This window comes from Bradyrhizobium sp. CFUWI, assembly GCF_056429085.1.
Genome location: NZ_JBWJZE010000009.1, coordinates 329,887 through 343,650 on the forward strand (window position 1 = coordinate 329,887; position 13,764 = coordinate 343,650).

The 13,764-nt window shown below is 67.8% G+C and carries 9 protein-coding genes; 3 read left to right on the plus strand and 6 right to left on the minus strand.

Annotation, left to right across the window (positions count from 1 at the left end; all coding sequences use genetic code 11):
• Window positions 1-11: 11 nt before the first annotated feature.
• Both AC066S_RS21765 and AC066S_RS21770 read right to left on the minus strand, forming a co-directional pair.
• The gene (locus AC066S_RS21765; RefSeq protein ID WP_126255810.1) at window positions 12-332 is read right to left on the minus strand and encodes a 2Fe-2S iron-sulfur cluster-binding protein; all 321 of its coding nucleotides are present in this window, start codon (window positions 330-332) and stop codon (window positions 12-14) included.
• 177 nt (window positions 333-509) lie between these two features.
• Complete coding sequence (locus tag AC066S_RS21770) at window positions 510-884, minus strand: Hpt domain-containing protein (RefSeq protein ID WP_478270571.1); 375 nt, start codon at window positions 882-884, stop codon at window positions 510-512.
• 398 nt (window positions 885-1,282) lie between these two features.
• Here AC066S_RS21770 and AC066S_RS21775 point away from each other — a divergent pair, with 398 nt between their 5' ends.
• A complete protein-coding gene (locus AC066S_RS21775; RefSeq protein ID WP_478270572.1) occupies window positions 1,283-6,979 on the plus strand; it encodes an apolipoprotein A-IV repeat region-like domain-containing protein in 5,697 nt (1,898 codons plus the stop codon).
• Between the two features lie 242 nt (window positions 6,980-7,221).
• On the opposite strand, the gene AC066S_RS21780 is transcribed toward AC066S_RS21775, so the two are convergent.
• The 3 genes from AC066S_RS21780 to AC066S_RS21790 are packed head-to-tail and all read right to left on the minus strand — an operon-like array spanning window position 7,222 to window position 10,030.
• Window positions 7,222-8,094 carry an MlaD family protein gene (locus AC066S_RS21780; protein ID WP_126255807.1) on the minus strand — a complete coding sequence of 291 codons (873 nt, stop codon included), beginning with the start codon at window positions 8,092-8,094 and terminating at the stop codon, window positions 7,222-7,224.
• Window positions 8,095-8,123: 29 nt separating this feature from the next.
• Window positions 8,124-8,894, minus strand: coding sequence for an ABC transporter ATP-binding protein (locus AC066S_RS21785; RefSeq protein ID WP_126255806.1), 771 nt, complete (start codon window positions 8,892-8,894; stop codon window positions 8,124-8,126).
• Between the two features lie 2 nt (window positions 8,895-8,896).
• Window positions 8,897-10,030, minus strand: coding sequence for an MlaE family ABC transporter permease (locus AC066S_RS21790; RefSeq protein ID WP_126255805.1), 1,134 nt, complete (start codon window positions 10,028-10,030; stop codon window positions 8,897-8,899).
• 134 nt (window positions 10,031-10,164) lie between these two features.
• Here AC066S_RS21790 and dgcA point away from each other — a divergent pair, with 134 nt between their 5' ends.
• Window positions 10,165-11,160, plus strand: a complete 996-nt coding sequence (gene dgcA / locus AC066S_RS21795) for an N-acetyl-D-Glu racemase DgcA (RefSeq protein ID WP_478270573.1) — start codon at window positions 10,165-10,167, stop codon at window positions 11,158-11,160.
• Here dgcA and AC066S_RS21800 read toward each other — a convergent pair.
• Window positions 11,130-12,326 (minus strand): MFS transporter, encoded by a 1,197-nt coding sequence (locus AC066S_RS21800; protein WP_478270574.1) that lies wholly within the window; start codon window positions 12,324-12,326, stop codon window positions 11,130-11,132. The two genes, dgcA and AC066S_RS21800, sit on opposite strands and share 31 nt — an antisense overlap.
• A 75-nt stretch (window positions 12,327-12,401) precedes the next feature.
• On the opposite strand from AC066S_RS21800, the gene AC066S_RS21805 reads away from it, so the two are divergent.
• A partial coding sequence (locus AC066S_RS21805; protein ID WP_478270575.1) for a hypothetical protein occupies window positions 12,402-13,764 on the plus strand: 1,363 nt, incomplete at its 3' end.

Below are 13,764 nucleotides of genomic sequence, written 5' to 3' on the forward strand. Positions count from 1 at the left end.
TCGAGGGACGATCAGGCCTGACGTTCCGGCGTCGCCACGACGAGACCGTCGAGATCGTCACTGACCTTGATCTGGCACGACAGGCGCGAATTCGGGCGCACGTCGAAGCCGAAGTCGAGCATATCCTCTTCCATCGGCGTCGGGCTGCCGACCTTCTCGCGCCAGGCTTCGTCGACATACACATGGCAGGTCGCGCAGGCGCAGGCGCCGCCACATTCGGCCTCGACCCCGGGAATGCTGTTGCGGATCGCGGCTTCCATCACGGTTGCGCCGTTCTCGATTTCCACCGTGCGGGTTTCGCCCTTGTGGTCGACAAAGTGAATCTTGGCCATGTCTGCTCGTGTTGCCGCGGTGCTGGGAATGAAGGAGGGTCCGGGCTGTCCTATAACGGGTCGATCAGCCCGGCGCCATAGGGTTTTGACGCGAAGTGAATGCCGCTTTGCGGCAAGAAAATGCGTCAAAACAAGAGGCCAAAACAAGAGCCCGGTGTCCGGCTCGGCGCCATGGTATCAAGACTTCAGGATCGCCTCGATGGCGGCGCGGGTCTCGGTCACGGCCTCCTTCAGCGCGGCGAAGGCGTGGCGCTCGTTCTGGCCGATCTGGATCGCGGTCTCCAGGCTTGCGGCGGCGTCGGCCACCGCAAAGGCGCCGATCCCGCGCGCCGACCCCTTGAGCTTATGGGCAAGCGCGCCGGCCTCGGCCGGTAATCCCGCCATCGCCGCGATCAGGTGGACCGCCTGCTCGGCGAACATGGCCAGCACTTCCTGCTCCAAATCCGCATCGCCGAGCGTCATCCGGGAGAGATGGTCGAGGTCGAGCGGGCTGTCTATGGGGGCAAGCGGGGGCGAAGGCATCCAGTCCATCCGTTGCAGTTCAGGCGTCATGGCGAAAGGCCCCGGCATCGCGCGACGGTTCCGCCGGTCCGGCGGTGACTTCGCCTCACCCAAGCATGGAAATGGTTAACGAAATGTTTGGGGTCAGAGACGCAGTTCCGCCCGCTTATTGACGAAAAGTTGCCGCAATTGGCCGAGTCCGGTGGAGAATTTCATTTATTGCTAAGGCGTTACGGCGCGATCCTGTTAACGATGATTAAGAATGTCTTAATCGCGGGCATTTCATTCGCGACGCTCTGCCAATAGGATGTTTCGGAAATTGGCGGACAAGCCGTCCGGGTGGGGACGGCTCGGAGATCCGCGCAAGCGGCATGATCCGGTCTGTGGGCTTGCGCAGGGCGCAGGGCTCGCGGGGGGACGCGTACAAGTAACGAGGGCTCGGACTGAACATGGCGAACACTCCGAAAAAGGTCAAAGACCCCACAGAAGTCGCGCTTTCTGCAATCCAGGAAGCCCTCAACATCAGCGACACCGCTGCGGACACCAGCCGCAACGCCGCGATGCGCAACGAGACGGCGCCCCCGGTGACGCCTCCGGCCTTCGACGAGCCGAGCTTCGAGCCGCGCCCTGCCGCCAACGAACGCTCGACCGTGTTCGACCCGGTCGAGGAGCCGCGCGCTTCGCGTCGCGCCGCCAATGACGACCGCGAGACCATCGGCCAGCTGCTGCAGGCGCTGCAGAAGGGCCGCCCTGCCCGCAGCGTCTATACCTTCGCCACCATCTTCGCCGGCGTCTGGCTCGCCGCCTGCGCCGCGCTGACGTTCGGCTTCCTGCCCTCGATCCAGGCCGCCATGGGCCAGAGCGGCGGCGTGCTCGTCATTGCCGGCCTGATCGCGATGTTCTTCGCGCCGATCATGCTGTTCTACTTCCTCGCCAGCCTGGTCTGGCGCGGCCAGGAAATGCGCATGATCGCCCAGGCGATGGCGCAGGTCGCGATCCGCTTCTCCGAGCCCGAGGGCTCGGCCTCCGATTCCATGGTCACCGTCGGCCAGGCCATCCGCCGCGAAGTCGCGGCGATGGGCGACGGCATCGAGCGCGCGATCGCGCGCGCCGGCGAGCTCGAGACGCTGGTCGCCAACGAGGTCGCCGCCCTCGAACGCGCTTATTCCGACAACGAGGTGCGCATCCGCGCCCTGCTCCAGGACATCGCGCACCAGCGCGACAACCTGGTCGGCCAGGCCGAGCAGGTCCGCAGCGCCATCTCCGGCGTGCAGATCGATTTGCGCCACGACATCGCGCTGATCTCGGACGCGATCGCCTCGCGCGTCGACGAGGTCGCCAAGTCCATCACCGGCGCGCTGGAAGAGCGCGGCGCCCACATCACCAGCGCGCTGAGCAATGCCGGCGACAACATGATCCTGGCGCTCGGCGAACGCGGCGGCGACCTGCTCGACCGCCTCGAGGAGGCCAGCAACGAGACCACGCGCGCCGTGCTCGACGCCAGCGAGCGGCTGACCACCAGCCTCAACTTCAAGACCGGCCACGTCCACGACGAGTTCGTCGACCTCGCCGACCGCGTCCACGAGATGCTGAACGAGCGCATCGACCGCATCACGGGCGAATTCGAACAGCGCTCCGCTGCGATCGTCGACGGCATCTCCGAGCGCACCGAGCAGGTGCACGACAGCCTGAAGAATTCTTCCGACTCGCTGCTGCTCGAGCTCGAGCTGCGCTCCAACGACCTTTCCGCCAAGATCGACGACGCCGGCAACCGCCTCGCCAGCCAGATCATGACGAGCGGCGACAAGGCGAGCGAGGCGCTCGACGCCACCGTCAACACCCTCGTCGCCAAGGTCGTCAGCCAGACCGAGACCGCGCACGATTCGCTGTCGCTGCAGATGAGCGCCTTCGACGAACTGGTCAGGAACCAGGGCACCGAGCTGGTCGAGAAATTCGCCCGCGACTCCGGCACGCTGGGCGCCCTGATCACGCGCCACATCTCCGAGTTCGACCGCACCGTGAAGACCTTCGGCGGCGAGATCGTCGAGCGCATGGGCCAGCGCACGCAGGACATCCACGAGTCGCTGAAGACCTATGTCGACAATTTCGACACCCGCTTCACCGCCAACGGCGGCGAGATCACCGCGATCCTCGACCAGCGCCTGGCGCGGTTCGAGACCACCATCGGCGACCGCGTCAGCAATTTCGACGCCTCGCTGAACGGCAAGATCGCCGGCCTCGATTCCACGATCGAAGGCCACATCAAGACCTTCGACGAGCAGCTCGGCGGCCGCGTCACCGCGCTCGAACAGTCGTTCGACAGCCGCGCGAGGTCGATGACTGAGACGATTGACGGGCGCATCAACACGCTCGCCTCGTCGCTGACCGACGGCGCCGCGCAGGCGATCCAGTCGATCGACAGCCGCCTCACCCACCTGACGACCTCGCTCACCGAGGGCGCATCGCAGGCCGTCGAAACCATCGATGCGCGCCTCAACCACCTCACGAGCACGCTGACCGACGGCGCGTCGCAGACCATCCAGTCGATCGACACCCGTCTGACCCACCTCACGACGACGCTCACCGGTGGCGCCTCGCAGGCGCTCGAGTCGATCGACAGCCGCCTCACCTACCTGACCACCACGGTGACCAACGGCGCCTCGCAGGCCGTGCACTCGATCGACACGCGCCTGACGCTGCTGACCTCGACGCTCACGGACGGCACCGCGCAGGCGATCGAAGCGGTCGACCGCCGCATCACCGGTGTCACCGAGATCATCGACGGCCGCAGCATGCATCTGACCGAGACGGTCACCGCGCGCTTCCAGGAGATCCAGCAGGCCATCGAGACCAAGGTCGGCTCGGTCGCGAGCGACATCGACGTGCGCGTGGCGCAGTTCGAGGACCTGCTCGGCTCGCGCGTCGAGGCCGTTGCCGGCCGCATCGAGAGCAGCGGCCGCCAGGCCAGCGAGGACATGATGTCCCGCGCCGAGATGATCTCGACCGCGATCCGCTCGCACGTCGAGGACGCCGAGCGCTCGCTCACCAACCTCGTCGTCAATACCAGCGAGACGATCCAGACCGGCGCGCGCGCCGCCCAGCAGTCGCTGATGACGGTCTCCTCCGACGTCAACGCCCAGCTCAAGATGACCTCCGCCGAGGTCGAGCGCGCACTGACCGCGGCCGGCACCGGTTCTGCGAACTCGATCCTGAGCAGCGCCCGCGAGGCGCAGTCGACCCTGGTCGCGGCATCGGGCGAAGCCTCCAACCAGATCAAGGGGCTCGCGTCCGACGTCGAGCGCACGCTGTCGGCGGCAGGCTCGGCCACCGCAGCCTCGATCCTGGCCGGCGCCCGCGAGGTGCAGACCACTCTCGTCACAGCGTCCTCGGACGCGGCCAACCACGTCAAGACGCTCACCGCCGACGTGCAGCGCTCGCTGTCGCTGGCCGGCACCACCACGGCGGAATCGATCACCGCCGGCGCCCGCGACGCGCAGAGCGCGCTGATCGCGGCCTCGACCGAGACCGCCAACCAGATCAAGGCGCTGTCCTCGGACGTGCAGCGTTCGCTCACCATGGCCGGCACCTCGACGGCCGAAACCATCATGAGCGGCGCCCGCGAAGCCCAGAGCACGCTGGTCACGGCATCCTCGGATGCGGCGAACCAGGTCAAATCGCTCGCGGCCGAAGTGCATCGTTCGCTCTCGCAGGTCGGCCAGTCGACCGCCGAGACCATCACCACCAGCGCTCGCGACGCCCAGAGCACCCTGCTTACGGTCTCGGCCGAACAGACCAGCCAGGTCCGTTCGCTCGCGGCCGAGATGCAGCGCGCGCTGGCGACCGCCGGCGGCGCCACCATCGAGGCGCTCACCAGCGGCGTGCGCGAGGCCCAGGGCACGCTGATCACGGCTTCCACCGACGCGGCGAGCCAGATCAAGTCGCTGACCACCGACATCGAGCGCACGCTGACCGCAGTCGGCGCCGACACCGCCTCGACCATTCTCAACAGCGCCCGTGAGGCCCAGACCTCGCTGACCTCGACCTCGGCGGACGCCGCGAGCCAGATCCGCACGATCTCGACCGAGATCGAGCGCACGCTGAGCGCGGCCGCCGCGAACGCCACCAACGACATCCAGACCAGCGCGCTCAACGCCCAGAACGCGCTGATCTCGGCCTCCAACGAGGCGAGCTCGCGGGTCAAGTCGAGCTCGGCCGACGTCGAGCGTTCGGTGCTCGCCGCCAGCTCCAGCTTCGGCCAGGCCATGACCGGCAAGACCGACGAGATCGTCACCTACGTGCAGCAGCAGGCCGACCGTCTGTCGAACATGATCGACGCCAAGCGCGGCGCGCTGGTCGACGCGATCGGCTCGAAGACCAGCCAGCTCACACTCGACATCGACCGCGTCACCTCGGACGCGCTGAAGTCGATCGAGACGCGCGGCCAGGCCTTCTCGCAGACCATGATGGGCAACGGCTCGGAAGTCGCCCGCACCATCAACGCGGCGAGCGAGATCGCCACCAGCGCGGTCGGCAAGTCGCTCAAGGATCTCGAGCTGGCCTCGCGCTCCGCGATCGACCAGTCGCGCCAGGTCTCGGTCGCGGCCGTCACCGAGATGCAGGAGACCAGCAAGATCCTGCGCACCGACACCGTGGCGCTGTTCGAGCGTCTGCGCGAAGGCAACATCCTGCTCCAGGAAGTGCTGACCGGTGCGCACGATAACCTCAACTCGCTCGAGCGGGCGCTGGTGACGCGCGTCGCCGACTTCGTCTCGGCGATGAACGACGTCACCTCGCGCAACGGCGCGGCGACGCAGAACCTGGAAGAGCAGCTCAACGTCTTCAACAGCAAGACCACGAAGGCGCTGCAGGATCTCGGCGAGCTGTCGACCCAGTTCGACGCGCACGGCAAGGCACTGGTCGAGGCCGCTCAGGTCGTCGAGCAGAGCAACAAGAACACCACCGCCTCGCTCGCCGAGCGCAAGCAGGCGCTGGAATCGCTGGTCACCACGATCGACCTGCGCACCGCCGATCTCGACCAGCGGCTGTCGCGCTTCACCGGCCTGCTCGATGAATCGCTGGCCGCGGCCGAGGAGCGTGCCCGCGATATCGCCCGCGTGGTCGCTGAGACCGCCGGCGCCGGCTCGGCCGCGATCACCCGCCAGTTCGAGGCGGTGCGCGTGGCCTCCGAGGAGGAGCACCGCCAGACCATCGAGGCGATGCACGACATCTACCGCCAGACCACCGACGAGGCGGACGCGATGTTCAAGCAGTCGACCGAGAAGTTCACCAACCTCGTCGCCAGCATGAAGCAGATGGCCCTCGAGATGCACAACGAGCTCGAAGCCACCCGCAACGAGCTGCGCCGCGGCGTGCTCGAGATGCCGCAGGAGGCCGCCGAGAGCACCGCGCAGATGCGCAAGGTGATCGTCGACCAGATCGAGGCGCTCGCCGAGCTCAACCGCATCGTGGCCCAGCACGGCCGCGGCCTCGACGTCACCACGGCGGGCCGCGCCTCCGTCGCCGTGCATCGCCAGGAAGAGCCGATCATGGCCGTTGCGGGCACTCGCGCGACCGAGACCCGCATGCGCGACACCGGCAGCGCCTCCACGCTGCCGCCGCCGGACCTCGGCATGCCGGCCGCGCGCCGCACCGAAGCGCCGCCGGTCGCGCCTGGCGCCAATGATCCGGGCCGTGACGGCTGGCTGTCGGACCTGCTCAGCCGCACCGACGCCAATCAGGGCGCCCCGACCGGCCGTGAGGCTCCCCGTGGCCGCCCCGCGCCGCAGCCGCAGGCCCCGCAGGCCAGCAGCAATCCGCTGGAATCGCTGTCGCTCGACATCGGCCGGCTGATGGACCGCAACCTCGCCGCCGAGATGTGGGACCGCTACCAGCGCGGCGAGAACAAGGCGTTCACCAAGCGCCTCTACACGCCCGCCGGCCAGAAGGCCTTCGACGAGGTCGCCCGCAAGTACCGAGCCGACCGCAACTTCAAGGGCACGGTCGACCGCTACGTCGCCGAGTTCGAGCGCCTGCTCGACGAAGTCGCCCGCGACGGCCGCGGCCCGCAGGAGCTGCGCAGCCACCTGACCTCGGAGACGGGTCTGGTCTACACGCTGCTGGCGCATGCGGCCGGACGGCTAGGGTGAGCGAAGCTCGCGAATAACGAGTGGCGAACAGCGAATGAAAAACGGAGGCCTCGCGGCCTCCGTTTTTGTTTTGCATCCTCGCTCCCGTGCCCCGGACGCAGCGCAGCGCCCCTTCGGCGGTGCGCTGCAGAGCCGAGGCCCATGGCGCGGCATCGCACGGTGCGGTCCTCTGGGTCCCGGCTCTGCGCAGCAACGCAAGAGCGTTGCGCGTCCGGGACACGAGGCAGCGAACTTACTCGCTCCTACTGCCGCCGCGGCGGCGCGGCCGCCGGCTTCGGCGGCTCGGGCGGCGGCGGTGGGGCGCTGCTGTTGCTGGCGCCGAACAGCACGCGGGTCGGGTTGCGGTCGAAATTGTTCACGGCGCGGCTGATGTCGCCGAGGGTGCGGCGGCCGTCGGCCATCAGAGCGCCGGAACGCTTGTCGAAATCGTCGGCGAGCTCGCGGATCGACTTCACCGCCTGGAACAGCTCGCCGCCGTCCTTGCCGCCGGCGAGGGTGTTGAGACCGAGCATGAGGCTGTCGGCCTTGAGCATGACGCCGTCGACCTTGGCCATCACGCCGTCGATCTTCTCGGAATTGCGCGCGAGCGAATTGGTGAAGGTCTCCAGATTCTTCAGCGAGTTCTTCACCGATTCCTGATTGTCGGCGACGATCTTGTTGATGTTCTGCAGCGTGCCGCGGATCGCCTCGGTGACGTCCTGCAGCTTGTTGGGATCGGCGGTGAGCGTCGGGATGCCGTCCTGGTCGAGCGGCGGCGGGGCCGCGGCCTCGTCGCCGCCCTTGAGCGAGATCGCGGCGACGCCGGTGAGGCCCTGGAATTCGAGACCGACCAGGGTGTCCTTGCGGATCGGGGCGTTGTTCTCGATCATGGCGAGTGCGACAACCCGCCGCGGATTGTCGAGCTTCACCGAGACCACCTCGCCCACCCGGATACCGTTGAAGTTGACGCTGCCGCCGTTGCGCAGGCCCGCCGCCGGGCCCTCGAACACGACGCGCAGGGGGCTGCGCTGCTTGGTGGTGTGCAGCGACTGAAACCACAGCACGAAGCCGATCGCCGCGGCGATCACCGCCAGCGTGAACGACCCGATCAAGACGTAGTTCGCCCGCGTTTCCATCAGGTGCTCCGGCTACTCATCCCAGCTACTCAAGTCATGACCGCGCGGGCGCGCTTGCCATGGAAATACTGCCTCAACCAGGGATGCTGCGAGGCCTGCATGTCGGCGATCGACCCTGCCGCAATGATCTTACCGTTCCCTAAAACGGCGATGCGGTCACATGCTGTGTAAAGGCTGTCGAGATCGTGGGTTACCATGAAAACCGTCAGCCCCAAAGTGCGTTGGAGCGTCCGGACCAGCTCGTCGAAGTCGCCGGCGCCGATGGGATCGAGGCCCGAGGTCGGCTCGTCCAGGAAGACGAGGTCCGGATCGAGCGACAGCGCCCGGGCCAGCGCCACGCGCTTGATCATGCCGCCGGAGAGCTCGGAGGGAAAGCGCTCGGCCACTTCCGGCTTGAGGCCGACCATGGCGAGCTTGGCCATGGTGATCTCGTCCATCAGCCGCTGCGAGACCCGCAAATATTCGCGCATCGGAAACTGGATGTTCTGCCGCACGGTCAGCGAGGAGAACAGCGCGCCCTGCTGGAATAGCACGCCCCAGCGCCGCTCGACGCTGCGCCGCTGCGAGGTGCTGGAGGAATCGAGGTCGACACCAAACACCTCGATCGAGCCTGCGACCTTCGGCACCAGGCCGATGATGGTGCGCGTCAGCACCGACTTGCCCGCGCCCGACGGGCCGACGAAGCCGAGGATCTCGCCGCGCTTGACGTCGAGGTTGAGGCCGTCGAGCACGCGCGTTTCGCCGAACTGCACGGTGATGCCGCGGACGCGGATGATGGGATCCTGGATTTCGCCGACCATCGTCACATCCCGATCGAGGCGAAGAAGATGGCGAACACGCCGTCCATCACGATGACGAAGAAGATGCCCTTCACCACCGAGGCCGTGGTGTGCTGGCCCAGCGATTCCGCGCTGCCCTGCACGGCAAGCCCTTCGACGCAGGCGACGATGCCGATCACGGCGGCCATGACCGGGGCCTTCACGATGCCGACGATGAAATGATCGATCGAGATGGCGTCGCGCAGCCGCAGCAGGAAAGCCTCGGGCTCGACGCCACCGTAGAGCCAGGCCACGAGCCCGCCGCCATAGAGCGCGGCCATGGCGCCGAGGAAGGCCAGGATCGGCAGCGCCAGCACCAGCGCCATCATGCGCGGCAGCACCAGCACCTCGATCGGATCGAAGCCCATGGTGCGCAGCGCGTCGATCTCCTCGCGCATCTTCATCGAGCCGAGCTCGGCGGTGTAGGCGCTGCCCGAGCGGCCCGCGACCATGATCGCGACCAGCAATACGCCGATCTCGCGCAGCACCAGCACGCCGAGCATGTCGACCACGAAGATGTCGGCGCCGAACCGCCGGAAATGGAAGATGCCCTGCTGGGCGATGATGCAGCCGATCAGGAAGGTGATCAGCACGATGATCGGCACCGCGCGCCAGCAGACCTGCTCCATGTGGTGCACGGTCGAGGTCAGGCGGAACGAGCGCGGATGGATGAGAACGCGAAACCATGCCGCGAGCACGGCACCGAGCATGTCGACGAGGCCCGCGACCGTCCCGCCGACGCCGGCCACGGTCCGGCCGATCTGCTCCAGCATGCCGGCGATGGTGATCGGACTGCTGTCGACCACGGCCCCCGCCCTGACCCGCCGAACCTCGTCGACGAGGCTGGAATAATTGGCGGACAGCCCCGCGATCTGCGCCTCGACGGCGCCCTGGGTCAGGCTGCGACGCAGCCGCTCGATCAGCCAGGCCCCGAACGTGTCGAGCTTGGCGACTTCGGAGACGTCGATGAAGATGCTTTGGGGGCTGCCGGCGAGCTTCTCGGCGTCGGCCACTATCCGTTCCAGCACCGGCGCGAAGCTCGCGGTCCAGGTCCCAGTGGCGCAAAGTGCCAGCGCGTTGCCCTTGGCAATCCGTTCCAGCTTCGGATCGCTGTTCAAGATGTCCGCTCCCGTACCGGGGCGGAGAAAATCAGAGAGTTGCGCACGCGCCCTTACCCAGAGAAGGTATCCCCAAGTGGTTAATGTTAGTTGCTAGAGGTAACTAGCAGGTTCAGATTTCGCCAGAGTTCAAAATGACTTCCATGAAATTTGCGTCCCTGGCGGCGCGAATCGAGCGCTTCCCGATCGCGGGCAGTTTTACCATCAGCCGCGGAGCCAAGACCGAGGCCGTGACCGTCATGGTGGAGGTCAGCCGGGACGGGGTGACCGGCCGCGGCGAGTGTGTGCCCTATCCCCGCTATGGCGAGACGCCGGAGGCGACGCTGGCGGCCATTCAGGCCATGCAGGAGGCGTTCGCCGACGGTATCTCGCGGCAGGCCCTCCAGGCCGCCATGGCCCCCGGTGCGGCCCGCAACGCCCTGGATTGCGCCCTGATCGACCTCGAGGCCAAGGCGGCCGGCTTGCGCGCCTGGAACCTGCTCGGGCGCCCGGTGCCGGGCGAGCGCACCACCGCCTACACGATCTCGTTAGGGACCCCCGAGGCCATGGCCGCCGCGACCGCCAAGGCGGCGCACCGGCCGCTGCTCAAGATCAAGCTCGGCGGCGACGGCGATCCGGAGCGGATCGCGGCGGTGCGCAAGGCCGCGCCCGAATCCGAGCTGATCGTCGATGCCAACGAGGCCTGGACCGAAGCCAAGCTGGAAGCCAACCTCGCCGCCTGCGCCGCCGTCGGCGTCACCCTGGTGGAGCAGCCGCTGCCGGCGAGCAGGGACGAGGCGTTGGCGCGGATCAGGCGGCCGCTCGCGGTCTGCGCCGACGAGAGCGTGCATGACCGCTCCTCGCTTGCTCCCTTGCGCGACCGCTACGACGCCGTGAACATCAAGCTCGACAAGACCGGCGGCCTCACCGAGGCGCTCGCGATGGCCGATGCGGCGCAGGCGCTCGGCTTCGAGATCATGATCGGCTGCATGGTCGCGACATCGCTGTCGATGGCCCCGGCCATGCTGGTGACGCCGCAGGCGCGTTTCGTCGATCTCGACGGCCCGTTGTTGCTGGCACGCGACCGCGACCACGGGCTGCGTTACGACGACAGCCTGGTCTATCCCCCGGACGCCTCGCTCTGGGGCTGAGCCATGAGCCGGTGCCGCGCCGACCAGATCAGGAGCGCGCCGCCGGCGGCCATCGCCGCCATGACGTAGTACAGGCCGTCGCCGATGCGGGCGTAGATCGCGCCTGACGCGATCGAGGTGGTGGCGCCCAAGAGGCCGTTGCAGGCGGCGTAATAGCCCTGCCCTCGCGCGATCTGATGCGGCGGCACGCGCTGCACCAGGAGATTCATCGTGCCGACGATGGTCATGCCGAACGTGAAGCCGTGGCCAAGCTGGACGATCGCGAGCAGCGCCAGCGGCGGCTCGTTCGCGGTGACGATCCAGCGCACTACGGCGCTTAAGCCGCCGATCGCGATCATGGTGGAGGGATGCAGCGAGAAGCGCGGCGACAGCGCGAACACGACGATCTCCGCGATCACGCCCAGCGTCCACAGCCCCGCGATGGTCAGCCCACTGATCCCATGGAGCTGCCAGTTGATGGCCGAGAACGTGTAATAGGCGACGTGGCTGCCCTGAATCAGCGCGGCCGAGACGATGATCGCCCAGAAGCCGGCGTCGCGCAGCAGCGCCTTGCCGGCATGCCTCTCCGTCGTCTTGCGCCTGAGATCGTCGAGCGGCTGAAGCATGAGGCTGGCTGCGACCGCAACGACGGCCCACGCGACGATGATCCAGATCAGGTCGCGCGCGGCGATGCTGTCGATGAGATAGCCGCAGGCGAGCGAGCCGGCGGCGAACGCCGCCGAGCCCCACAGCCGCAAGGGTCCGTAATCGAGCTCGTAGCGCGCGACGCCGCGCAGCGCATAGGCATCGGTCAACGGCATCGTCGGCGTCCACATCATGCAGGTCAGCGCGTAGATCAGGAACAGCGCCAGCGGCTGCTGCTGCAGGCCGACCGCCGTAAAGCCGATCGCGGTCGCCAGCACCGACACCATCATGGCCGCGCGGATCGCCTGTCGCTTCTCGGCAAAGGCGGTCACTTGCGGCAACGTGGTGAAGCGGGTGATCGCCGGCAGCGCGTTGATCAGCCCGATCCAGGCCGCGTCGATGCCAATCGCCTTCAGCCATACCGGAAAGAACGGCAGATGCGTGCCCGAGACCGCGAACACGGCCGAATAGAACAGGGCGAGGCTGACGGCGAATCGCCGCTTCCTCGATGCCGCGATGGGGATTTGTGATTCGGACTGCATCAAACCAATTGCGATTCGGTCGATATCGTGGTGATCGTTACAGTAACGCGTAGTGATTTGCGCGACGAGATCGTCATGGCCAACGAAGCATTCGCCCTCTCGCCCATGTCTGCCCGCGCGGCCGAGCCGAACGAGCAGGATTACGACGCGATCCGCGAAGCCTTCATGGAGACGGCGCGCGGCCGCTGGTTCCTTGGCGAATACGCCAAGCGCAACCGCAATGCCGACACGCGCATGGTGCTCGACGCGGTCGCGAAGATCGAGGAAACCCTTGCAGCGCAGCGGCAAGCCGTCGTCGAGGACCGCCTGCCCGAGGCACTGGTCGAGATCCGCCGCGCGATCCGCGAGGCCGAGACCATTGCGCTTGCCGCGTTCGACCCCGCCGCGATCGAGGCGAGCCTCGCGCCGATTCCGCGCGGGGTGCGCATCATCAAGGAGATCTCTTGGCGCTGGCGCGAGATCGGCGCCGACGGGCGCATCTGCGACCTCATTGATTCGCAGCTCGCCTCGATCGAGGCCGCCTGCGGTCAGGCCCAGGCCATTGATCCCCGTGTCGAGCTCCGGATCGCGTTCGATCTGCTGAAGGACCGGGTCGAGCAGACCGAGGGTGGCGCAACGAAGCAGGCGGCGGCTCCGGCTCCGGCGCAGGAGGCGCCGTCATCCGTCGCCGAAGCGCCTGTCGAGACCGCGCCGGAGGCGATGGCCGGCAAAGCACCCGTGGCGTTTACGGAGCCGCCGCAGGACGCCGCAGCCGAGCCGGAAGCGGCCATGGCAACGGCCGGCGTTGCCGAAGCGTTTGCCGCTTCGGAGCCGGCACTCGAGGCCGCCGCGCCGGAGAGGCCGGCCGAAAGTCAGATGGCCGTCGAAAGCCGGATCGCCGTTCAAGACATCGCGCTCGACCAAGTCGCGCCTGAGACTAGCGCGCCCGAGGATGCAGCGCGTGACGACGTTTCGTTTGAAGCGCCGGCCGCTGACGCCGTCGCGGAGGCCGCTGACGCATTCGCGCTCGACGCGGCCGCGCAGGCCGAGGACGACGCCGTGCTCGAGGCCATCGCGCTGGAGATGGCCGCGCCCGATCCGGAGTTCGACGAGATCATCGCAGCGGCCGAGATGGAGGCGGCCGTTCCGGAGCCGAGGCTCGCGGAGACCGCAGCGCCCGTCGCCGCCGAGCTGCCCGAGCCGATTGCGCCTCAGCCGGTCGTCGCTCCCGTGGTCGAAGAGCCCGCCGACGCGCCGATCGCGATGGACTCGCTTGCACGCCTCACCGATGCCATCGCGGAGGCCGCCGCCGAGGTGATGGAGCAGCAGGCCCCGGCCATGGCGGCCAGTGCCACCTTCGCCGCAGCCCCGGCCACGACGCTGCCGACGCCCTCGCCCGTGCCGGAGCCCTCGCTCGGCGCCACCATCCTCGCCAGCGGCATTCTGCAAAAGCCCCGCG